The following is a 23,080-nucleotide window of genomic DNA, read 5'->3' on the forward strand; positions in this document are numbered from 1 at the left end:
GTAACTAGTCACTTGAAGAGTAGATAGTGCCAGCATAGTACACAGAGCAAAGCTCTATGTACTCCTATTTCATGTTATTTAGCTTTGATCACACCACAGATAGCAACATCCGGTCTATCCATCATTTTACAGTTTGCCGGTACTTCAACATCTCTTACCAAAATAGAATCATCTCTGTTCAACGGTTCAACATTAAGATCGAATTTCGCAGGCATATCTTCGATAGCCCCTCTTACTTTTACTCTTTTTTTAGACATGACAAGTACACCTTTGTTTTTAAGACCAATTGGTGTTCCATGAGTTACAACCGGTACAAGGAAGTTTGTTACTTGACCAGGAACTGCTACTCTTAAGTCTACATGAACTACATCGCCATTTACTGGGTGCATTTGATACTCTTGGATAAATACATTGAGCTCTTTATCGCCAACTTTTACTGGGAATGCAAGTGTTTCTTTGTTTCTTACAGTTCTTGCAAATTCTCCACGTTTAAATGCAGCATGAATGTTTTCAACACCATTTGCATAAATGTTTGCGATTAGATAACCATCTCTTTTAAGCTGCTTTGCATTGCTTTTTCCGATACTCTCTCTAACGATACCTTCTAACATATTTGTTTCCTTAAATTTAAAATAGGAACGGATTATATCGAAAAAAGTTTAATTTATTCTTTCTCATCCTTAAAATCAAAGACTTCCATTGTTTCATTTTCTACGTTTTCATGAACGATAGCACCTTTTCCGACACCTTGTATTTTAAGTTTCATATCTGCCGGGTTTGTTGCATATTCCAAGGCGGTTTTTTCTGTGATTTCACCTCTGCGCAAAATATCAAGAAGTGACTGGTCAAATGTCTGCGTACCATAGATCTCTTTTCCGTCGAAAAGGGCATCAGGGATCTCAGCATCACGCTTCTCTGCTATAAGCTGCTCTATTCTGGCTGTTTTTTTCAGTACTTCTATTCCAGCGATCCTTCCTCCCCTTTTTGTAGGAATAAGTCGTTGCGATATTACTCCTTCAAGTACCGAGGCCAAGGACATACGAATACGGTTTTGTTCCTCATTCCCGAACATACCGACAACCCTGTCAATCGTCTCTTTTGCATCCAATGTATGCAGTGTTGAGAATACAAGGTGACCCGTATTTGCCGCATGGAGTGCAATATCGATTGTTTCAAGATCCCTCATCTCCCCCACTACAATGATATCAGGATCCTCACGCAGAGCTGCTCTGAGTGCATCTGTAAAGGAGTGTGTATCCTGCCCTATCCCTCTCTGGTTGATCAGACATCCCCTGTCTTTATGTACGAATTCAATAGGATCTTCTATAGTAATAATATGTTTTTTCTGTTCTAGATTTATTTTTTCAAGTATCGCTGCCAATGTAGTCGATTTACCAGAACCTGTTACCCCTGTAATCAGAATAAGACCCCTCTGTATCTCTGTAAAGCTTTTAATGACTTCCGGAAGTTTTAACTCATCAAGTGTTGAAATCTTTACAGGAATAATACGAAAAACCGCACTCAGGCCATCCATTTGAAAAAAGAAATTGACACGAAATCGATTTTCGACATCTAATATATAACTAAAATCCAGAGTACGGTCATTAATGAGTTTTTCATACTGATCCTTGTTTGTGATCTCACGAACAAGTCTGTCCACCATTTCACTACTCAATATATCTTTCCCAAGTACTTTCAGAACTCCCTGAATACGTACTCTTACATGAGAACCTGATTTAAGGTGAAGGTCACTCCCCTGATTGCTGATCATAGTTCTTAGATAAAGTTTAAGTTTCTCTTCCATGATACTTCCTCTCCGATATGTTTTATTTGATACTTTCTAACATCTCTTGAAATGCTTTTTCAAATGCTTCCAATCCATCTTTTAACAAAGAATCATAGACTTCATCCATATTAAATCCGCTATCAGCCAATTTTGTAAAATATCCATTGATCACATCATCCTCAATAGGCAGTTTCGGTATTGTTTCTTTTTTTGCTGTATATGCCTCTATGGTCGTCAACGGTGCCGTATTGACCGAATGTCCCGCCAAAAGTTCTCTTATATAGTGGTCCGCCGGAAGATCATCCCCTTTTACACCTGTACTGGCAAAAAGTGTACGGATGTTCGGTGTATGATTTTTTTCAATGAGATTATAGATCTTGGCAGCATTGTAAATCCCTGTTTTGGATACTTCTACTCCCTCTTGTGCAAGGTCAGCATCAAGCAGTCGGTCGAAACGGCTCACAAACACAGAGATAACTGCATTCACCTTCCCTCCTCCCTCTGCTTCAAAACGGTCTAACCCTTTCGTCATTGCTTTCAGGCATTTTTGTGCTTGTTTTGGAGAAAAAATAAGTGTGGCATTGACAGAGATGCCCGTACTTAACAGTTCGGTCATTGCAGCATATCCTGCTTCAGTTGCAGGTACTTTTACCATCACATTCGGTTCACCTATGGCAGCAAAGAGTCTTCTGCCTTCTTCTATAGTACCCTGAGTATCATTGGAGAGAAAGGGATCGACCTCTATAGAGATATAACCATCATTACCTTTGTCATAAGAGCTTCTTAATACCTGTGCTGCTGTACGTATATCCTCGATAGCCAGTGATTCATATTTCTCTTTTGCACTCTTCCCAGCCAAGCTTTCCAACTGCTCTTTATATGCGGGCGAAGTGGTGATCGCGGAAGCAAAGATAGCCGGATTGCTTGTTGCTCCATTGATAATACCGTTTTCAATCAATTTTGAGAACTCATTCTGAAGGTAATCTCTCTCTACAAAATCCAGCCATAAAGAGAATCCTATATCCCTGTTTACCATCTACTTCTTCCTTACATTATAAATTTATATCTCATTGCGATCAACCGCATGAGCCGACTACTGAAACCAATACAGTATCTACGTGTTTTTCGGGTTTTATCCAAAAGTATTATTGATCAATATATTCCCAGGTAAAATGATGCCAGTGTCCCAGATCACTAGACTTTTCAAGGGCATGTTCCAGTTCATCAAGAAAAATATCCCTCTTAACTACCTGTGCACCCAAACCTATCATATGGTCTGTTTTCATCTGACAATCTATAAAATCATAGCCTCTATCGCCTAAAACATCACTGAGTGCTTTAAAAGCTACTTTAGAGGCATCTGGTACCAGGGAGAACATTGACTCTCCAAAAAAAGCTTTACCCATTGCAATACCATACAGCCCGCCTACAAGTTTCCCTTCTTTATAGACTTCTACACTATGGGCGAACCCCTCTTCATGGAGCCGTATAAAGGCTTCCTGTATCTCTTCCACGATCCATGTACTCTCCTGTCCTTCTCGCTTAATCGTTGCACAATATTTAATAACATTTGCGAATTCCCTGTCAAATGTTACAGTGAACTTACCGCTGCGCAATACTCTGCGAAAGGATTTACGCAAATGAAATTTATCGGGGTAGAGCAGAAGGCGTGGATCAGGTGACCACCAGAGTATAGGATCACCGGGACTGTACCAGGGGAATATCCCATTACGGTAAGCAGTAAGCAGTCTTGAGGAGCATAGATCACCTCCATATGCCAAAAGTCCTTCATCCGAAGCATTACGCGGATCAGGAAAAGTATAAGAGTAATTACTTAAAGGAGGAATAAAATACTCCTCTTCATCGAACATAGAAGCCATGTTAAAAACTCCAAAGGAGTTTTTTAGGCAGCAATGATGGTACGCATTGTCTTACAATACTTTTAGTTTTTTTTTGAACACTGAACGCTAAACACTGAACATCCATTCTCATTTCTTCCCGAACGAAAAGGTAAGTTTACCCTCTTTATAACCCACTTTGACAGAACCGCCTTTTTTCAATTTTCCAAAAAGGATCTCATCTGTAAGGGCTTCTTTTATCTTTTCATCTATCACACGTGCAATATGTCTTGCTCCGTAACGTTCGTCATATCCTTCTTTTGCCAAGTACTCTCCGGCTTTTTTAGTAAGTTTTACTTTTACATTCTTCGATCTGAGTAAATCATTCAGCTTATCCAACTCTCTGTCCACAATGGTCATAAGTGCCTTCATATCAAGTGTATTGAACTCTATAATACCGCTTAAACGGTTTCTGAATTCAGGGCTGAAAAAAGCTTTGAGTGCTTTATCTGTCTTCATAGAGTTGTCTTTGTTAAAGCCCATAACATTGGCTTCCTTTGTACCGATATTGGAAGTCATGATGAGAATAACGTTTTTAAAATCACTGACCACACCATTGTTATCTGTCAATTTTGCTCCATCCATCACCTGAAGCAGAATATTCATAATATCCGGATGTGCTTTTTCTATCTCATCAAGAAGCAGTACTGTATGAGGATGCTTTTTGATCATCTCGGTAAGCAGTCCTCCCTGTTCATACCCTACATACCCCGGAGGTGCACCGACCAGACGGCTGATAGTATGGGCTTCCATATATTCACTCATATCGATACGCTCAAAATGCACATGCATCGTCTCTGCCAATTGTGTTGCAAGTGCTGTTTTCCCCACACCTGTCGGCCCCACAAAAAGAAATGACCCTATGGGTCTGTCAGGTGCGTTCAACCCGGCATATGAACGTTTAATGGCTATCGATACTGCCTTGATCGCTTCATCCTGTCCGATGATATGTGACTGCAGGTCTTTTTCCAGTGTCTTAAGTTTTTTGGTATCATCTGTCCCTATCACCGTTGAAGGAAGTTTCATGATCTTTGCCACACTCTCTTCAATATCTCTAGGTTTGATCGTTGCATCTTCTATACCTCTAAGCATAAAATGTGCCCCTACTTCATCAATGATATCCATTGCTTTATCCGGGAGAAATCTATCATGCAAATACTTCACAGAGAGGTCTATCGCAGACTGGAGTGATGCATCCGTAAACTTAATATTGTGGTAAGTTTCATACTTGTGTTTTACACCTTGCAGTATAGTCATCGTATCTTCTTTACTCGGTTCTTCCACATCTATTTTTGCAAATCTTCTGCTGAGTGCTTTGTCTTTGTCAAAGAAGTTTCTATATTCTGCGTAAGTTGTCGCACCGATACATTTCAAATCACCACGTGCCAATGCAGGCTTCAACAGGTTGGAAGCATCCATACTTCCTCCGCTTGTTGCACCTGCACCTACCATGGTGTGTATCTCATCGATGAACAAAATAGCATCATCCATTGCACTCAGTTCAGAGATAATACCTTTGAGACGCTTTTCGAAATCACCTCTGTATTTCGTTCCTGCTACTAAAGCACCCATGTCCAAGGCAAAGACTTTTGAATCCTTCAGTACTTCCGGTACATCTCCCTCGGAGATCTTCAGTGCCAGGCCTTCAGCGATGGCTGTTTTCCCCACACCTGGTTCGCCTACGAGCAACGGGTTGTTCTTCTTACGGCGGCAGAGTGTCTGCATGACACGTTCTATCTCGTCTACCCGTCCTACTACCGGGTCTATTTTTCCTGTTCTGGCCAGAGAAACAAGCTCCATTGTAAACTGGTCAAGCAGTGTCTCTTCCTTCTGTCTCTCTTTTTGTATTCCCTCTTTAGTCACATTGCGATGAGAGATCACTTCCAATACATCCACTCTGGCAATACCCTCTTTTTTCATTAGGTACACAGCATAAGAGTGCTCCTGCATAAAAATGGCTGCTATCATATCTCCTATACTTGCTTCTGTTCTTCCTGAACTATGGATATGTGTCATCATATCATTGATCGCACGGGAGAGGGCTACCGTCTCAAAAGGCTCTACTGCCTCTTTAAGAGAAGGAATCGTCTTATGAATGTGCTCAACGATCCCCTCTTCCAACATTTCAAGGTTCGCATCAAGCGTAGAGAGTATTTCAACCCCCGCTTCACTTCTTACGATAGACAAAAACACATGCTCTACAGTCAAGTATTCATGTCTATTCTCTTTTGCGTACATTACTGCATTTTTAAATACGTCATTTAATGCTACACTTATCATCTATTTATCCTTTTTTACGCATCTTCTTCTATTGTCGCCAATAATGGAAATTCATTCTTCTTAGCAAGCTGTTTCACCTGTTCTGCTTTAGTCTGAGCGATCTCAAAGCTATATACTCCGCATACAGCTCTCTCTTTCTCATGGATCTGAAGCATGATCTGTACGGCTTCTTGTTCACTCTTATGAAAAATAGTCGTTAATACTTCTACAACAAAATCCATACTTGTATAGTCATCATTATGTAAAAGCACTCTGAACATCTGTGGTTCTTGTATCTCTAATTCTACGTCTAATTCTTCTTCAAACTTTGGCATATTATGTTAAAATCCTAATTCATATATTTATATACTATTATACAAAATTTTTGGAGAAATGCAAGTGCAGTCACTTTTCATCACCGCTACCGGCACCAATGTAGGCAAAACACACACTACTCTCAAGCTCATAGAGGCTTTTGCTTCCAAAGGTTTAGCTGTAGGTGTCTTTAAACCTATCGAAACAGGCGTTATCGATACACCACCTGATGCTAATATACTCCTAAAAGTTTGCCAAAAGGTAAACAGGAATTTTAAAGACCTTACACCACAGGACATTACAGCCTATACTTTCCCTCTTCCTGCTGCACCTTTTTGTGCAGATGTTGAGCATGATATAAACCTTCAACACATCATAGAAAAACATCAAGAACTCTCAAAATTATGTGACATTCTACTCATAGAGGGTGCAGGAGGACTGATGGTCCCCATCACCAAAGAGTACATGATGATCAACCTTATCAAAGAACTGGAAGCTAAAACCCTCTTAGTAACTCCCAGCCGTTTAGGTTGCATCAATGACACATTACTTTCTATCTTGGCTTTGAGAACCTTTGATGTACCTTTTGACTGGTGTGTAAATTTGTTTGAAGATAAAGAGGACTTTGAGAAAGTTACTAAGCCTTTTTATGATGCAGTTTTTCCTGAATGGTGGAGTGTCGGGGATGGGTTGGATCAGTTTATCCGATCCTACTAGTTCCACTCTCGTTCTTTCACAATCTAAGAAAGACCTAACGAAATAAACTTCTGTAGGGGCTACCCCTGTGTTGACCCACGGGTACTCAATCAAATTTGACAATTCAAAAAAACCAAATCACCAAATTTTGTTTCATCTATAATAAACCATGCATTCAAAACAAATCCTGAAACCACGGGCAGACACGGGGATACTGCCCCTACATAATAAACAACAACTGAACACTTTTACCATCCATTAGCTATAATCACATAATTATTAATCCGAACTCACTAAGGATACCCATGCAACACCTGGTAGATACAAACAACTTTTCAGACGAGCAGATAGCACAGCTTTTACATGATGCTAAAACTTTCAAAGCACAATGCCCGCCAAAACTTCTAAGAGACAAACTCCTCATTACCCTTTTCTTTGAAGCCTCTACACGTACACGTAGTTCTTTTGAGGTCGCAGCTAAGAGATTGGGGGCGGCAGTGGTACATCTTGACCCTTCCCGCTCTTCCACAAAAAAAGGGGAAAGTCTGGAAGATACTTTTGCAAACCTTTGTGCCATGGAGCCTGACGGGGTCATCATTCGTCACTCGGAAAATGAAACTCCTGGACTACTTGCAGATATGGAGATGACCTCTGTCATCAATGCAGGGGCAGGAAACTATGCACATCCTACCCAGGCACTGCTTGACCTCTTTACGATGATGGAACACTTTGGTGATGTCAAGGGTAAGACCATTGCCATCGTAGGTGATATTGTAAGTTCCAGAGTAGCAAGTTCCGGCATACGTCTACTTACCCGAATGGGGATGAATGTAGTACTGGTAGCACCCAAACCCTTCATGCCGGAAAGTAACCTGCCGCAGTATGAAAAGTTGGAAGATATCATAGATAAAGTGGATGTCATCATGTCTCTTAGAGCACAGCTTGAGCGTCATGCTTCACCACTGTTTGATGACTATGATGAGTATGCAAAACATTACTGTATAGATAAAGAGCGTTTAGGAGACAGAGACATCTTGGTACTTCACCCGGGACCGGTAATGAGAAACATAGACATCTCAGATAAGATGCTGGAAGACCCTCGTTGTAAAGTCTTGGAACAGGTCAAAAATGGTGTCTTTATACGTATGGCTATCTTAAAACTTCTTCTTTTGGATAGCTAAATGAGCGTTCAGCGTTCAGCGTTTAGTGTTCAGAAAAGAGATAAAAGCTTTCCAAAAGAAAGCATACTGCCACGATTCATTAAAAAACCACAAAGGTGTTTTTAAATGTGGCTCTCACTCACTGAAGGTATCAGTAAAATGGATACCTTGGGACATCAGAGAGAGCCTTTTCTCTTCATCATCTCTTATGACAAAACCAAACTTTTTGTCCAGGCACTAAACGAGCTTGATGATGACATCTTCTATAAGCTGGAAAATTGGCGTAATTACCCTGTGAAAAAAAGAGAAAAAGCTTTTACTTTTTCCAAATCACCCGTAAACTTTTCTCAGTACGAGAAAACTTTAGAGAAAATATTAGAAGAGATACGCTCTGGGAATACCTATCTACTCAACCTCACTTTCAAAACTCCCATAGAGAGTAACTTCAACCTCGAAGAGATATTTACCTACGCTAGAGCCAAGTTTAAACTCTATTTTAAAGGTGAGTTCATATGTTTCTCTCCCGAACGCTTTGTTGACATACAAAACGACAGCATAGCCACCTACCCCATGAAGGGAACAATAGATGCAGATTTTCCTGATGCAAAAGAGAGCATTTTAAAAAATGAAAAAGAGATGGCTGAACATGTAATGATCGTCGATCTTATGCGCAATGATCTTGGCATTGTCGGTACAGAAGTAAAAGTAGAGAAGTTTCGTTATGTAGACAGGATCAAAGCAGGTAAAAAGGAATTGCTGCAAGTCAGTTCCAGGATCACTGCAAAATTGGAAAAGAACTGGAGAGATGAAATAGGTACGCTTCTGGATAAACTCACTCCTGCAGGTTCTATTACAGGAACACCTAAAAAGAGTACGGTCAACATCATCGACCGTGTGGAGAACTACAATAGAGGATTTTACACCGGAATTTTTGGTGTGTTTGACGGAAAAGATCTGCGTTCAGGGGTTATGATCCGTTTCATCGAAAAAAAGGACAGTAAACTCATTTACAAAAGCGGTGGTGGTATCACTATAGACTCTGATGCCAAAAGTGAATATGAAGAATTGATTGATAAGATCTATTTACCGTTTTAATACTCTTATACAGCCTCTGTCCACTCTGTTCTGTGGTGCAGGGGAAGAAGTTCCTACACAACCTGCCAAAAGAAAAACTGAAAAAACAAATTTAGAAAAGTGCCTGTACATACTGACCGGGAAGAGTACGCATCATGACAAATATAAGAAGGATCATGGCGATACTGTATATCCATATCCATTTTGGATCTTTGGAAAGGATGAATCCACCTGCAAATCCGATGATAAGCCCTCCAATATGTGCACTTACATCAACAGCTTCTATGGAAAAGCCTATCAGCATATTGATCCCTATGATGATGGAAAACTCTTTCATAAAAGCTTTTGTATGTGCCCCTATCTTCTCTCTATGTGCCAGGAAAAATCCTGCCAATGCACCAAAAACACCGAAAATAGCGCCTGAAGCACCTATACCGACACTGACCGGGTGCATATAAAGTGAAACCAGTCCACCGATAAGTCCGGAGAAAAGATAAATACTTAAATAGGATTTCGTATCAAAGTACATCTCTGCTCCGCGTCCTATAAGATAAAGGGAAACCATATTCATAAGCAGATGTGTTATACCTCCATGCAGGAACATGGCAGTAAAAAGCCGCCACCATTCACCCTTAAGTACAGTAAGAGGACCATACAATGCACCCATATCCACAAGTGTCTGCATGTCCATATCCACTATATCCCGGCTCAACAGTGAAGAAAAAAGATAAACAATAAGATTTAAGATTATAATACTGTAAGTGATCTTATATGTTCTAAATTCACCCATGTACATCAATCATTAACAGATCGCCTCTGCAAAAATAATCCCATCGATACCGGATCTTGCTATTTTAGAGATATCTTTTTCATCATATACAAGTACCAGGATCTTTGTATCAAAAAGGTACTCCTGGGCAATAGGCTGGATCACACATGCTTCATCTTCTTCGCAGATCATAAAATTTGCACCCAGGGCATTTACAAAGATAGCCTCATTGAGTGTATTAACGGTCACTGCATAAGGAATATCATTGCTCTGACAATATTTGGCAAGACCGATCGAATCTACCAGAGGCTCCAGCAATACAATATCACCCACTTCACTTTTTTCAATATCTTCTTCAGAAAAAACTTTACAAAAACGACTACTCTCGATCCAGGGATGACCAATAATTATCATGACACTTCCTTTATGCTATTTTAACTTATACACTCTTTTGAGCAATAATATTTTCCATGTACAACAATACTCTCTTTGATTGTTACATACGTACCGCACCTGCTACATTCCACCAAAGTATCTTCATCAAGTTTTTTTTCCTGGGGTGTTTTCCCTATGGTAGGAAGTTTCCCTCCAAAAAATTTATAAATAAGCAATCCTGCGACGGCAAAAATAATAAGTTTCAAGATCATTCGCGACCCTTAATATAAAGATAATTTCGTTGGTTTTTTTGTACTATATCATAATCTAACTGATGTTGTACCTCATCTATCTCATCAAAAACACGGGAACCTTTATAAAAAAGATATGCTGTTTTTTCATCTGCAATATTTTCTGTAAGATCAAGCAGTAACTTCGTATTGGTTACTGCACGCGACGAGATAAGTTCAAATGCATTATGTACTACATTTTCTACTCTTTTTGCTTCTACCTGAACATTGGGGAGTTCCAGATCTATAGCTGCATACTTTAGAAAAGAGACACGTTTTTTCAGCGGTTCTGCCAACACCACTTTTGTATCAGGCAAAGCAATGGCAAGTACCAGACCAGGGAACCCTGCTCCCGTACCTACATCTAAAAGTGTCTGAGGCTTTTTAATAAAAACCAGAGGATAGAGTGAGTCAATGATATTCTCATAGATCGCATCAACCGTTTTTGCCCCTGTAAGGTTATGCACCTGGTTCCATTCATTTAAGAGTGAGGAAAAATTCTCAAGCTTGATAATGGTCTCATCACTTAGGATTATCTCTTCTTTATCTAATAATTGTTGTAAATTCATATTAGAGTAAATGTCCCAACTGCTCTTTTTTTACTTTCAAATACTCTTTATTGTAAGGATTCGGAATGATCTGAATAGGCAGACGTTCTACGATCTCTATAGACCCGAGACTCTCTATCTTTTTAGGATTATTTGTTAAGAGTTTAAGTTTTTTGATACCAAAATGATTTAAAATAAATTCTACAATCTCATACGTTCTTTCATCTGCAGAGAAACCCAGTTGATGATTCGCTTCTACTGTATTATAACCTTTATCCTGCAGAGCATAGGCATTAACCTTGTTAAGCAAGCCTATATTTCTGCCCTCTTGACGATGGTAGATTAACATACCTCCCTTTTCGGCGATCAAAGCCAATGCAGCATGAAGCTGTTCTCCGCAGTCACATTTCAAAGATCCTAATGCATCTCCTGTCAAACATTCTGAATGTACGCGCACGATAGGGGTATCTATCTCTTCTAATAAGCCTTCTGTAAAAATAGCTAAATGCTCTTTTTCCTTCTCTTTGAAAGCTTGTATCTGAAAGGTACCGTATTTGGTCGGTAAAGTAGCGATTTGGGATATATCTATAATATTCATGACGTGATTATACATAAAGAATCGATAATTAATAATTAACAATTAATAATTATTGTAAAATATGCCAAAATATCATGAGACTTCCTGCTGAACCGTTTATCATTTTGTTCAGTTTGGAAGGAAAGAAATCTATTTATAAGGCTATATCCATGTTCGCACGTTTTAGAAGAAAAAGAATCAATCCAGTCCTGAGGGATCTCCTCCAGGAGACCCATTTATCTGTCAATGATTTCATTTATCCACTGTTTGCAAGAAGCGGTGAAGGGATTAAAGACGAAGTAGCTTCTATGCCGGGTGTATTCCAAATGAGTATAGATAAGATCGTGAAAGAGTGTGATGAACTTAAAAAACTGGGTATCAGGTCCATTATCCTTTTTGGTATCCCTGATGTGAAAGATTCTGTTGGAAGTGATGCAATGTGTGAACACGGGATCATTGCAGAAACAGTCAGAGCTGTCAAGGTTGCCCATCCTGACATGTTCGTTGTCACCGACCTCTGTTTTTGTGAATATACAGACCATGGACATTGCGGTGTACTCGACCCTGTCTTAGAGACTGTTGACAATGACATTACACTTGACAACCTGGCCAAACAGGCTGTCATACATGCCAAAGCCGGTGTAGATATGATCGCCCCTTCTGGAATGATGGATGGAATGATCCAAGCTATTAGAGGTGGTCTTGACAGAGCAGGATATGAGAATTTGCCTGTGATGAGCTACTCTACCAAGTTCGCTTCAGCTTACTACGGACCATTCCGTGATGTGGCAGAGAGCAGTCCAAGTTTCGGAGACAGAAGAAGCTACCAGATGAACCCTGCAAACCGTACCGAAGCTATCGCTGAAAGTGTAGCGGACGAGCAGGAAGGTGCAGATATCCTTATGGTCAAACCTGCCCTGGCTTACATGGATGTTATCCGTGACGTAAAAAACAACACTTCACTTCCACTTGCAGTTTACAATGTCAGCGGTGAATACTCCATGCTCAAAATGGCTGCCAAAGCAGGTGTCATAGACTATGACAGAGTCATGATGGAAACCCTGCTTGGCTTTAAACGTGCCGGTGCAGACATCATTATCACGTATCATGCTAAAGAAGCGGCGGTTTTACTTCAAAAATAGTCCAACTATTTCTCCTGCGCAGCTCTAATGGCGCAGGCTTCTATAACTTTCAACCCTTTTATGGTAAAATAATCTCTTTTAAATTTTATATGCTTAGGATTCCCACGCACAAAGTACGAGGGTGCCTAGTATATGATATATATGAGGATGGTCCCATGAGACACTTTTTGACACTCAAAGATTTTACTAAAGAAGAGATCTTGGAGATGATAGCACTGGCACAGAAGATAAAAGCACAGACCAAGCAGCGTAAGTTTGTTCCCTATATGGAGCATCAGACACTTGGGATGATATTTGAAAAAAGTTCTACACGTACGCGTGTGAGTTTTGAGACAGGTATCTATCAGCTTGGTGGTATAGGACTCTTTCTCTCTAGCAATGACATCCAGCTAGGGCGTGGTGAGCCTATGAAAGATACGGCTAGAGTGATCTCCCGTATGGTAGATATGGTGATGATACGTACTTTCGAGCAGTCAAAACTTGAAGAGTTCGCACACTACTCCAAAGTGCCGGTCATCAATGGTCTTACAGACTCTTACCACCCGGTACAACTCATGACCGACTACCTCACTATGATAGAGTTCGGTAAAGAGAAAAACCCGGTGGTCGCCTATGTAGGTGATGGGAACAACATGACCCACTCATGGTTGATGCTTGCAGCAAAACTCGGCTTTGAGCTTAGAGTGGCTACACCAAAAGGGTATGAATGTGATGAGGCTATCGTAGCGGATGCGCTTGAGATAGCCAAAGAGAGCGGTGCTGTCATCACCTTTGGTAACAACCCTAAAGAAGCAATAAAAGATTGTGATGTGGTCACTACCGATACTTGGGTCTCTATGGGTCAAGAAGATGAAAAAGAGATCCGTCTTAAAGCATTTGAAGGATACATGGTAGATGAGTCTATGATGGCTCTCGCTAAAGAGGATGCCATTTTCTTACACTGTTTACCTGCCTACAGAGGCTATGAAGTGAGTGAAGAGACCTTTGAGAAACATGCAGATGTCATCTTTAATGAAGCAGAGAACAGACTGCATGCACAGAAGGGTATCATGGTATGGTTAGATCAGCATCGCTGATCCAACCAAGTGAAGAACGAAGAGTGAAGAGTGAAAAATTAAGTTTTCATTTTTTAAAATAACCAATTCAATAATTAAAAACAGAGAGGAAGAAAAAGGAAGCGTATAAGAGCGAGTAGTGTATCCCACTCTTCACTCTTCACTCTTCACTCTCAAAAGGAAACCCATTGAGCCAAATAGATTTAGAAAAATTCAGCAAATACTCCAAACCAGGACCAAGATATACAAGTTATCCGACTGCATTAGAATTTGATGAGAGCTTCAGTTACGATGCATACCTTAAATACCTTGAAGAGGGTACAGAGAAACTTTCACTCTACATCCATTTACCATTCTGTAGATCTGCATGTTATTTTTGCGGATGTAATGTGGTCTTTACGTCTAAAGAAGAGAAGCTAAGCAGCTACATCGAGTATTTGAAAAAAGAGATAGATATCCTGGCAAAACATCTGGATACATCACGTGAAGTGATCCAGTTTCACTTTGGTGGGGGAACACCTACTTTTTACAAAGCTTTTGAGCTTGATGAGATCATTACCTATGTAAAATCTAAATTTCCAAACTGGAGCAAAGATGCAGAGGTTAGCTGTGAAATCGACCCTCGTTTCTTCAATGAAGAACAGATGCAAGTCTTCCAGAAACATGGTTTTAACCGTATCTCTTTTGGTGTACAGGATTTTGACCCGAAAGTACAACAGGAGATCCACCGTATCCAACCTTATGACCTAACTAAAGCAGCCGTTGATCTTGCACGTAAATATGGCATAAACAGCATCAACGTTGACCTTATCTATGGTCTGCCTTATCAAACCTTTGAGAGTTTCAAAAAGACACTTCAAGAGGCATTTACACTGAATCCTGACAGACTGGCAGTATTTAACTATGCGCATGTACCTTGGATGAAGAAAACCATGCGTAAATTTGATGAAACAACATTGCCTACACCTGATGTAAAATTACAGATCTTCCAATATACTATTGACTTTTTTGAGAGTAATGGCTATAAAATGGTAGGTATGGATCACTTTGCAAAGCCTGAAGATGAACTCTTTGCTGCCATAGCAAAAGGTGAACTGCATAGAAACTTCCAAGGATACACCACTAAAGGTGGTTCAAACCTCATCGGTATTGGTCTGACCAGCATAGGTGAAGGTAGTCACTACTATGCACAGAATACCAAAGATATGAAAGTCTATGAAGAAGCTATAGATGCAGGCAGACTTCCTTTTGAAAGAGGTGTTGAACTGAGTGATGATGATTACTTGCGTAAAGCAGTCATCATGGAACTGATGGCAAACTTCTCCATAGATATCAAAAGAGTAGAAAAAGAGCATAATATAGATTTTAGAAACTATTTTGCAGATGCTATGGAAGCGTTACAGGAATTCGTAGAAGCGGATCTGGTAACCATTACAGATGAAAAAATAACTGTAAGTCCGACAGGAACCCTGCTCATCCGTAACATCGCTATGCCGTTTGATGCATATATGAACAAATACGGTGGAAATAAAAAAAGTTTTTCTAAAACAGTATAATACCAGGTAGCAGGTAGCAGGTAGCATTTTTACTACTGTAAAGCTTTAAAAGAACAAGGTACTTTCTAAAACATGTCAGTTCCTCGCATTTTCTTTTTTTTGGTTCGTTTCTTTTTCTTTGTTGCGTGAACAAAGAAAAAAAATGAACAAAGAATCATAAAACTTAAGGAATGAGTTTGAAAAAACCTGAAGATATTTTTAATTTTACCGCTACAAGCGATGACTGTATCAAATGCGGGAAATGTATCCCCGTATGTACCATCCACCAGATCAACCCCGATGAAACCACCTCTCCCCGTGGTTTCATAGACCTTTTGGGTGCCTATAAACGTGGTGATCTAGAGTTGGATAAAAATGCAAAGAACATCTTTGAGAGCTGCTTTTTATGTACCAATTGTGTTGATGTCTGTCCAAACTCACTGGCTACAGATATGGTCATCGAAGAGGTACGGGCTGATATTGCCGACAAATATGGTATTGCCTGGTTTAAAAAAGGGTTTTTCTTCCTTCTTCGCCACCGCAAGATCATGGACCTGGTCATGAAATTTGGTTTTATGTTCAAAACCTGTGCTTTGGCACAAGATACCAAAGACCGAGGGTTAAGAGCCAGATTCTCTCTTCCTATGATGAAAAAAGGCAGACTGATTCCATCCATGATGAAAACGAGTTTTCTTAACAGTTATCCCGAAGAGATACCCGCACCCAACCAGGAACAGAAAAACCCCCGTGTTGCCATCTTCATCGGCTGTTTGGGGAATTATAACTATGAAGGTATCGGTAATGGACTTGTAGAGATACTTGAAGTTCTGAACATTGATGTATTCATCCCCAAAAAGCAGCTTTGCTGCGGTGCTCCTGCCTACTTTACCGGTGATGTCAGTTCTGTTGAGTATATGACCAAGAAAAATATCGAGTACTTTGAGAGTTTTATGGATGAGTGTGATGCGATGCTCATCCCGGAGGCGACCTGTTCAGCAATGGTGAAACATGACTGGCAGGTCTTCTTTAAGAACCATGATATGCCTGAGTGGGAAGCACGTGCTAAAAAAGTAGCTGAGAAAATTCATATGGCAACTGCATGGCTGCATGACAATACCAACCTTAAAGAGATACTTGAGACAAAAGGCAAAAAGTTTGATGAAGTGGTTACTTACCATGATCCTTGTCATGCAAGGAAAGTACAGGGTATCTATGAAGAGCCCCGTAATCTGCTTTCCCCTAACTATCCAATGGTAGAAATGAGTGATCCTAACCGCTGTTGCGGCTTTGGCGGTGTGACGATGCAAACAGAGAAATTCCACTTTGCCGAGGCAGCTGGAAAACCGAAAGCTGCTATGATCAAAGAGACTAAAGCACATTATGTCAGTGCAGAATGTTCAGCGTGTCGTGTTCAACTAAGTGAAGCAATGAATAATGCAGAGGTAGAGACGATCTTTAAAAACCCATTAGAGCTGATCGCTGAGGCATTAAGAGATTAAGTTCGTTGGGTTAGCGTATCTGTCATCCTGTATCCCAAGAGATTTTTCTATATTTATTATAAAAATATTTTTTTCCTCTTTATATCTGTATTCTAACTCATACCCTAATTTTTCCAAAATACTGTGGACAATATAAAGTCCCAATCCAAATCCACTGCTTCTCTTCTCTTTCTGGGAAAAGGGTTCAGTATAATAGGATAAAGGATGTTGCAATTCTTCCCCTTCGGAAAGAATCTCAATGTTTTGACCATTTGAACGAAGCATTACACACTTCTTCTTACCATATTTTATACCATTGTCAAGTAAGTTTTTAATTGCTAAAGCCATTAATTTTATATCCGTTGTCAATGCTCTGTTTTCTATTTCAAGCTTTACACAACCACTCTCTGCCATCAAAAGTTCCTGGCTTTTTTCTACCACCTCTTTAAGTGTCACATACTCAAAATTCGGCTCAAAACTTTGTGTGGTTACTCTCTCTATCTCTGCAAGTTCAGAGATAAGCTCATTCATACGTTCAAACGCACGTACAAGTATCTTTTTAGTACCCTCGTCTTCCAGCATTTCAGCTACGATACGGCCCTTGGTAATAGGTGTTTTAAGCTCATGCATCATATTACGCATAAAAAGGTTTTTAGAAGCACTCAGTTCATTGATATGTATAATAGCATCATCAAAACTTTTTGCGATCTTTCCTATTTCATCATCATAAAGATAGGTGATCCGTGTTTGCATATCCCCCTGTGCAAACCTCTGTATCTGTTTATGCAGTTTTTTAAGAGGATAGAGCTTTCTTAAAACAGCCAGATAGAGTAAAAGTAACAATCCTATAAGAAATACACCCAAGGCAACAGCGATCTCAAAATAGTAATTTTTGGGTCTGTCATCTTTAAGCATAAGATTATGTTCCATACGCTGGACATAGATATAATGTGTATCATTTATTTTAAACACACGTACCTGACCTACGGAAGAACCTCCGGAGAAAATTGTTTCACCGCTCTTTTCTATTTCCTCTTTTATTTTCTTCGCTTCTGGTGGAGATATAGGTTTGACACGCAGATCTTTATACAGTTTCTTAAGTTCTTCCTCATCAGGATTTAACCGCAGATTTGAAAGAAAAGTAAGGGAGATCAGCTGATACCGTTTAAACTCATCAATCTTATGACGGTCTTCATCCCAGGAGAGGAAGAGTAAAAACGTAGCGATCAAAATAGTAATGGCTACGGAAAAAAGAATATGGATAAACGTAGTTACAGATAAATTTTTCATACACGGTCTGTTAAAAGGTACCCTACACCGCGTATAGGCTTAATATAGATATGGTCAGGGTCTATCTTGGCAATTTTTTGTCGGATCCTGGATATGATCACATCAATATTCTTAATGGAACTGTCATCATCGATATGCTCACTTTCATAAAGTAGCTGCTCTCTGGAAACTGAACCGTTCTTATGCTGGATCAGCATGGAGAGGATATCATACTCCGCTGCTGTCAGATCAAGAAACACTCCTTTAAAAGTGATCACACGTGCTTTTATATCTGCAACAAAGAGTTCTTCTTTTTTTTCTGTCTTCTCTTCTATACTATGCGTACGTCTTAAGATCGTTTTGATCCTAGTCACAAGCTCTCTGGGGTCATAAGGTTTCGGCATATAGTCATCTGCCCCACGCTCCATACCGATCACTTTATCGGTAATATCATCCCGTGCAGAAGAGATGATAATAGGGATATTGCTTATTTCTCTGATCTTTGGGATCACTTCCAACCCATCCATTCCCGGAAGGGTCAGATCCAGAATGATCAGATCAAATTCATGTTGGGTCAGCAGAGAAAGCCCGATATAAGGATCTTCTGCACCAATGACTTCCATGTCATACTTGGTCAAGTAGTTTGTTAAGATGAGCGCTAACTCCGGATCATCTTCTATAATCAATATTTTAATAATGATTTTTTCCTTTTACAATTACCAAAAGTAATTATTATATTTTTAAAACCGCTCCAAAAACCCATTATACATATTTTTATGCGTTTTTCAGATACACCCTTTATCTGAATCATAACATCTCCTATATGAAAATCTTCTTTTGAAACTTTCAGTTTCTTCCGATCGCCTGCTCTTTATAATTGTAATCAATATATATTTTTGTAATGGCGATCAAAAATGAGGTGATCGCCGGTCCCAGGATCATACCCCAGAAACCATACGTACTCATACCGGCCAAAATAGAGAAGAAAATGACTATTTCATTGATCTCGATCGTACTTTTGAGGAGGTCTTCCTTAATCACTTTGATAATCATCGGTTTGACAAAAGTGTCTGCAATGATAGAAATGACGACCACAGAATAAGTTGCGATAATAATCGCTGTATTGGCATCTATCTTTGTCCAGCTGTAGAGTGCAACCGGTATCCATACCACTGCACCGCCGATCAGAGGAATAAGAGAGGCAAAGCCATAGATAACACCGAACAGCAACCCATTAAATCCGAACTGACTCACCATTATACCGAAAAGGAAACCTTCAAAAATAGCAGTCACAATAATAGAGTAAAAAACCACCTCCATAGTAGAGGAAACTTCATGAATCATCTTTGCACTTTTCATTTTGCTTACAGGCATCAGTGCACGTACCAGATCAAAGAAACGCTCTCCATAGTAGTTAATAAGAAAATAAAATACAAGAACAAGAACCATATTTTTTACAAACCCGAGTCCTACACTTCCCGCTGACGTCATATAGAGAGTCGACTCTCTGATATATTCTGCTATCTTCTCATCGCTCAATCCTGCCTCAACCCACTCTTTCAGATAAGGGATCTCTTCAGCAAATGTTTTGACTACGGAAGTGATCTCTTTAATGATTTTTACATCAATATTCGCGGCATATGATACTCCGACAGTTGCAATATAAACAATAGGAACAAAAATAATAAGGGTTAAAAAGATCGTGACAATCACTGCACTGATCTTTCTTGATTTAAAATATTTGATCACTTTTTTAGTCAAGTTATAGGTAGCCATTGTAAGCAGCATTGCAACAACCAGGGAGAGTAAAAAAGGTTGATAGATACTGTACGCACCGATAATTGAAAATATGAACAGTGCCGTTATCATCAGACTTTTATTACTTATCATTCAAAAAGACCCTCCTTTGCTACCCCACCCAGTTTAAAATGTTCATAGCTTTTTTGGGTGGCTATACGCCCGCGTGCCGTTCTCTCTATATAGCCGTTTGCAATAAGATACGGCTCCAGCACATCTTCTATCGTCCCTTCATCTTCACTCAATGCTGCCCCAATGGTACTGAGGCCCATTGGTTTGTTCTTTGCACTTACCAAAAGTTCCAACAGCTGTATATCCTGTTCATCAAACCCAAGGTTATTGACACCAAGTTCATCCAGAGCATACTGTGCCCGTTCCAATGTCACTTCACTTTCATTGGCTACTTCAGAAAAATCCCTTACTCTCTTCAGTAGGCGAAGTGCGATACGAGGTGTACCCCTGCTTCTCCTGGCTATCTCTACAGAGGCTTTTTCCTGAGAAGGTTTTTCAAGTTTATGGGCAGCCTGTGCAACGATCTTTGCCAGCTCTTCCGGAGTATAGAACTGCATTCTGAAATGCATCCCGAAACGTTCTCTTAAAGGGTTTGAGAGCATCCCTGCCCGTGTGGTTGCGCCGATAAGTGTAAAACGCGGCAAGTCTATCTTGACTGTCTGGGCTGCAGGTCCGGACCCGATAATGATATCCAGACGAAAATCCTCCATAGCAGGATAGAGTATCTCTTCGATCGCCGGACTCATCCGGTGGATTTCATCGATAAAAAGGATATCACCCTCTTCAATATTCGTCAAAAGTGCTGCCAGGTCCCCTGCTTTTTCTATCATCGGAGCAGCAGTAGTTTTAATGTTTGCACCCATCTCTGTGGCAATAATATTTGCTATGGTCGTTTTACCCAAACCCGGAGGTCCAAAGAAAAGAATATGATCTAAAGCTTCATTTCTTCTTTTACTTGCCTCTATAAAAACTTTGAGATTCTTTTTGATCTTCTCTTGCCCTATATACTCATCCCAGGAACTGGGACGAAGTGTCACTTCATAGCTTGCTTCCTCCTCGAAGCGTTCTATTTCAACCATTCTTTCCATGATTTACTGTACCGCCAAACGATTTACTACAGTACCGGAACTTTTTACTGATCTTGCTACACTGCTTGCTAAATATTTCTGTTTTTCACTATGTACTACGCCACTCAATACCGTTTTGCCATTTTTAACGCTCACTATAATATTGGTATTTTGTAGTCCCTGCGTTGTACTGAGCTTGTTTTTTACATCAGAAGCAGCACCAAAACCAGCTATTTTACTCGGTTTAACATTACTGTTATCTGCACATCCACTCATCATAATTACTGCCATAACACTTAATATGCTTAAAACTATTTTTATCATAAAACCCCTTAGTAGGTATATTCTTTGCTGGGAAACTCTTTTGCTTTTACTTCATTCCTGTATGCTTCCAACCCATCACGTACATGTTTTGCCCCATCACAGTATTGCTTAACAAACTTCGGTTTAAATGATTCAAAGAAACCGAACATATCACTCCAGACCAATACCTGCCCATCTGTGGTATTTCCTGCACCAATACCTATGGTCGGTACAGATACTGCTTTAGTAACAGCCTCTGCCGCTTCACTTTTCACACCTTCTACAACAATGGCAAATACCCCTGCTGCTTCCAATGCTTTCGCATCTTCCACAAGTGCATCTATATCTGCCTGGTCCTTTCCTCTTATTTTGTACCCGCCGTCACTTCGCAGGAACTGCGGCATAAGTCCTATGTGCCCAAGTACAGCAATAGAGTTTTGCGTCAAAGCTTTCACAATATGTGCTCTCTCTTTCCCTCCCTCTATTTTTACAGCCTGTGCATTGGTCTCCTGATATGCCCTTGTTGCATTTTGTACAGCAATTTCCGGTGATGTATAGGTTCCAAAAGGCATATCAAGTACAATAAACGGTAATTTTGCACCATTGCAGACAGCCTGTGTATGATAGATCATCTGATCCATTGTTGCAGACAGTGTATCTTCTTTGCCAAGAAAGCTCATATTGAGGCTGTCACCTACCAGGATCATCTCCACTTCACCGTCAAACAACTGTGCAAAGAGTGCATCATAGGCAGTTACCATTGTAATAGGTTCTACACCTTTCATCTTAGCAATAGTTGTTAAAGTTACTTTTTTTTCTATCTTAGGGGTATGAATACTCATCTGTTTTTACTATCCCAATCTATATTTTTACTCATTTTATCATATAATGTTGAAACTATATAGAATAATCAGATAAAAAGAGTCCCTATTGAAAAAATTAGTCGCATATATTACCACCGGTTTCCCATCGTTAGAATTTACTGTTGATGCAGCACTTGCTCTTAGTGAAGCCGGTGTAGATACATTGGAACTTGGTATGCCGTTCTCGGATCCTGTCGCAGATGGTCCTGTCATTGAAGCAGCCAATCTTAAAGCCTTGCAGAATGGATTTAAACTAGACCATCTTTTTGAAGCATCTGCAAAGATCGCTCCACATATAGATACACTATGGATGGGTTACTTCAATCCTTTTTACCATAAAGGAGTGGATACTTTTATTACGGAAGCAAAAAAAGCAGGTGTCAATGGATTTATCATACCCGATCTTCCTTTCGAAGAGGCAAAACCCTACAAACCTCTCATAGAAACTGCAGGGCTTAACCTCATTGATTTTATCGCACCTACAGACTCCAGAACACGTATAGAACAGATCGTTACAGATGCAAAAAAGTTCATCTATCTTGTTGCTTATGCCGGTATTACCGGAGCAGGGAAAAGTGAAGATCTGCAGGGGATCATTACAGATATTAAAACCTTTACCGATACACCGGTATATGTTGGTTTCGGTGTTGACCAGAACACAGCTGAAGAGAAAGCCAAAGGAGTTGATGGTGTCATCGTCGGTTCGGCATTTGTAAAAGTGTTACTGGATGAAAGTTTGAACGATGCACAGAAGATCACTAAAATTTCTGCAATTGCCAGAGAGATCAAAGAGAAGATAAATTTTTAATACC

The 23,080-nt window shown here is 39.9% G+C and carries 25 protein-coding genes; 8 read left to right on the forward strand and 17 right to left on the reverse strand.

What is annotated here, in order from left to right; all coding sequences use genetic code 11:
• Positions 1 to 74: 74 nt before the first annotated feature.
• From ACZ48W_RS04525 to ACZ48W_RS04550, 6 genes are all read right to left on the reverse strand, one after another.
• On the reverse strand, positions 75 to 611 hold the full coding sequence (locus ACZ48W_RS04525; protein ID WP_464830150.1) for a 50S ribosomal protein L25/general stress protein Ctc: 537 nt from the start codon (positions 609 to 611) through the stop codon (positions 75 to 77).
• 53 nt (positions 612 to 664) lie between these two features.
• The gene (locus ACZ48W_RS04530) at positions 665 to 1,804 is read right to left on the reverse strand and encodes a type IV pilus twitching motility protein PilT (protein WP_464830151.1); all 1,140 of its coding nucleotides are present in this window, start codon (positions 1,802 to 1,804) and stop codon (positions 665 to 667) included.
• A 22-nt stretch (positions 1,805 to 1,826) separates the two neighbouring features.
• On the reverse strand, positions 1,827 to 2,822 hold the full coding sequence (locus ACZ48W_RS04535; RefSeq protein ID WP_464830153.1) for a transaldolase: 996 nt from the start codon (positions 2,820 to 2,822) through the stop codon (positions 1,827 to 1,829).
• 109 nt (positions 2,823 to 2,931) lie between these two features.
• Positions 2,932 to 3,666 carry a leucyl/phenylalanyl-tRNA--protein transferase gene (gene aat, locus ACZ48W_RS04540; protein WP_464830154.1) on the reverse strand — a complete coding sequence of 245 codons (735 nt, stop codon included), beginning with the start codon at positions 3,664 to 3,666 and terminating at the stop codon, positions 2,932 to 2,934.
• Between the two features lie 108 nt (positions 3,667 to 3,774).
• Positions 3,775 to 5,964 (reverse strand): ATP-dependent Clp protease ATP-binding subunit ClpA, encoded by a 2,190-nt coding sequence (clpA, locus tag ACZ48W_RS04545; RefSeq protein ID WP_464830156.1) that lies wholly within the window; start codon positions 5,962 to 5,964, stop codon positions 3,775 to 3,777.
• A 14-nt stretch (positions 5,965 to 5,978) separates the two neighbouring features.
• Positions 5,979 to 6,278 (reverse strand): ATP-dependent Clp protease adaptor ClpS, encoded by a 300-nt coding sequence (locus ACZ48W_RS04550; RefSeq protein ID WP_464830158.1) that lies wholly within the window; start codon positions 6,276 to 6,278, stop codon positions 5,979 to 5,981.
• 58 nt (positions 6,279 to 6,336) lie between these two features.
• Here ACZ48W_RS04550 and bioD point away from each other — a divergent pair, with 58 nt between their 5' ends.
• The 3 genes from bioD to ACZ48W_RS04565 all read left to right on the forward strand — a co-directional run bounded on the left by bioD (position 6,337) and on the right by ACZ48W_RS04565 (position 9,209).
• The gene (bioD, locus tag ACZ48W_RS04555) at positions 6,337 to 6,975 is read left to right on the forward strand and encodes a dethiobiotin synthase (protein ID WP_464830159.1); all 639 of its coding nucleotides are present in this window, start codon (positions 6,337 to 6,339) and stop codon (positions 6,973 to 6,975) included.
• Between the two features lie 284 nt (positions 6,976 to 7,259).
• Entirely contained in the window at positions 7,260 to 8,135 is an 876-nt protein-coding gene (locus ACZ48W_RS04560) for an aspartate carbamoyltransferase catalytic subunit (protein ID WP_464830160.1), read from the forward strand.
• 105 nt (positions 8,136 to 8,240) lie between these two features.
• On the forward strand, positions 8,241 to 9,209 hold the full coding sequence (locus ACZ48W_RS04565) for an aminodeoxychorismate synthase component I (protein ID WP_464830161.1): 969 nt from the start codon (positions 8,241 to 8,243) through the stop codon (positions 9,207 to 9,209).
• 91 nt (positions 9,210 to 9,300) lie between these two features.
• Here the strand turns inward: ACZ48W_RS04565 and ACZ48W_RS04570 are convergent, their stop codons facing one another.
• The 5 genes from ACZ48W_RS04570 to ribA are packed head-to-tail and all read right to left on the reverse strand — an operon-like array spanning position 9,301 to position 11,768.
• Positions 9,301 to 9,978, reverse strand: coding sequence for a rhomboid family intramembrane serine protease (locus ACZ48W_RS04570; protein WP_464830162.1), 678 nt, complete (start codon positions 9,976 to 9,978; stop codon positions 9,301 to 9,303).
• A 12-nt stretch (positions 9,979 to 9,990) separates the two neighbouring features.
• A complete protein-coding gene (locus ACZ48W_RS04575) occupies positions 9,991 to 10,371 on the reverse strand; it encodes a hypothetical protein (protein ID WP_464830163.1) in 381 nt (126 codons plus the stop codon).
• 20 nt (positions 10,372 to 10,391) lie between these two features.
• Complete coding sequence (locus tag ACZ48W_RS04580) at positions 10,392 to 10,604, reverse strand: PP0621 family protein (protein ID WP_464830164.1); 213 nt, start codon at positions 10,602 to 10,604, stop codon at positions 10,392 to 10,394.
• Positions 10,601 to 11,191, reverse strand: coding sequence for a 16S rRNA (guanine(527)-N(7))-methyltransferase RsmG (gene rsmG / locus ACZ48W_RS04585; protein WP_464830165.1), 591 nt, complete (start codon positions 11,189 to 11,191; stop codon positions 10,601 to 10,603). The genes ACZ48W_RS04580 and rsmG overlap by 4 nt, the downstream gene beginning before the upstream one ends.
• 1 nt (position 11,192) lies before the next feature.
• Positions 11,193 to 11,768, reverse strand: a complete 576-nt coding sequence (gene ribA, locus ACZ48W_RS04590) for a GTP cyclohydrolase II (RefSeq protein ID WP_464830166.1) — start codon at positions 11,766 to 11,768, stop codon at positions 11,193 to 11,195.
• Positions 11,769 to 11,917: 149 nt separating this feature from the next.
• Here ribA and hemB point away from each other — a divergent pair, with 149 nt between their 5' ends.
• The 4 genes from hemB to ACZ48W_RS04610 all read left to right on the forward strand — a co-directional run bounded on the left by hemB (position 11,918) and on the right by ACZ48W_RS04610 (position 16,978).
• Positions 11,918 to 12,889 carry a porphobilinogen synthase gene (gene hemB / locus ACZ48W_RS04595; RefSeq protein ID WP_464830167.1) on the forward strand — a complete coding sequence of 324 codons (972 nt, stop codon included), beginning with the start codon at positions 11,918 to 11,920 and terminating at the stop codon, positions 12,887 to 12,889.
• A 155-nt stretch (positions 12,890 to 13,044) separates the two neighbouring features.
• Positions 13,045 to 13,965, forward strand: coding sequence for an ornithine carbamoyltransferase (gene argF / locus ACZ48W_RS04600; protein ID WP_464830168.1), 921 nt, complete (start codon positions 13,045 to 13,047; stop codon positions 13,963 to 13,965).
• A 167-nt stretch (positions 13,966 to 14,132) separates the two neighbouring features.
• Positions 14,133 to 15,500 carry an oxygen-independent coproporphyrinogen III oxidase gene (gene hemN, locus ACZ48W_RS04605; protein ID WP_464830169.1) on the forward strand — a complete coding sequence of 456 codons (1,368 nt, stop codon included), beginning with the start codon at positions 14,133 to 14,135 and terminating at the stop codon, positions 15,498 to 15,500.
• Between the two features lie 170 nt (positions 15,501 to 15,670).
• Positions 15,671 to 16,978, forward strand: coding sequence for a (Fe-S)-binding protein (locus tag ACZ48W_RS04610; RefSeq protein WP_464830170.1), 1,308 nt, complete (start codon positions 15,671 to 15,673; stop codon positions 16,976 to 16,978).
• Here ACZ48W_RS04610 and ACZ48W_RS04615 read toward each other — a convergent pair.
• From ACZ48W_RS04615 to panB, 6 genes are all read right to left on the reverse strand, one after another.
• On the reverse strand, positions 16,967 to 18,247 hold the full coding sequence (locus tag ACZ48W_RS04615; protein ID WP_464830171.1) for an ArsS family sensor histidine kinase: 1,281 nt from the start codon (positions 18,245 to 18,247) through the stop codon (positions 16,967 to 16,969). The two genes, ACZ48W_RS04610 and ACZ48W_RS04615, sit on opposite strands and share 12 nt — an antisense overlap.
• Entirely contained in the window at positions 18,244 to 18,924 is a 681-nt protein-coding gene (locus ACZ48W_RS04620; protein WP_464830469.1) for a response regulator transcription factor, read from the reverse strand. Before ACZ48W_RS04620 ends, ACZ48W_RS04615 begins: the two co-directional genes overlap by 4 nt.
• Before the next feature lie 148 nt (positions 18,925 to 19,072).
• Positions 19,073 to 20,116 (reverse strand): AI-2E family transporter, encoded by a 1,044-nt coding sequence (locus tag ACZ48W_RS04625; protein ID WP_464830173.1) that lies wholly within the window; start codon positions 20,114 to 20,116, stop codon positions 19,073 to 19,075.
• Complete coding sequence (ruvB, locus tag ACZ48W_RS04630) at positions 20,113 to 21,123, reverse strand: Holliday junction branch migration DNA helicase RuvB (protein WP_464830174.1); 1,011 nt, start codon at positions 21,121 to 21,123, stop codon at positions 20,113 to 20,115. The genes ACZ48W_RS04625 and ruvB overlap by 4 nt, the downstream gene beginning before the upstream one ends.
• 3 nt (positions 21,124 to 21,126) lie before the next feature.
• Positions 21,127 to 21,393, reverse strand: coding sequence for a BON domain-containing protein (locus ACZ48W_RS04635; protein ID WP_464830176.1), 267 nt, complete (start codon positions 21,391 to 21,393; stop codon positions 21,127 to 21,129).
• A 41-nt stretch (positions 21,394 to 21,434) separates the two neighbouring features.
• Positions 21,435 to 22,247 carry a 3-methyl-2-oxobutanoate hydroxymethyltransferase gene (panB, locus tag ACZ48W_RS04640; protein WP_464830178.1) on the reverse strand — a complete coding sequence of 271 codons (813 nt, stop codon included), beginning with the start codon at positions 22,245 to 22,247 and terminating at the stop codon, positions 21,435 to 21,437.
• Positions 22,248 to 22,335: 88 nt separating this feature from the next.
• Between panB and trpA the strand changes: the two genes are divergently transcribed.
• Positions 22,336 to 23,076, forward strand: coding sequence for a tryptophan synthase subunit alpha (trpA, locus tag ACZ48W_RS04645; RefSeq protein WP_464830179.1), 741 nt, complete (start codon positions 22,336 to 22,338; stop codon positions 23,074 to 23,076).
• Positions 23,077 to 23,080 lie beyond the last annotated feature (4 nt).

Source organism: Sulfurovum aggregans, assembly GCF_055385215.1.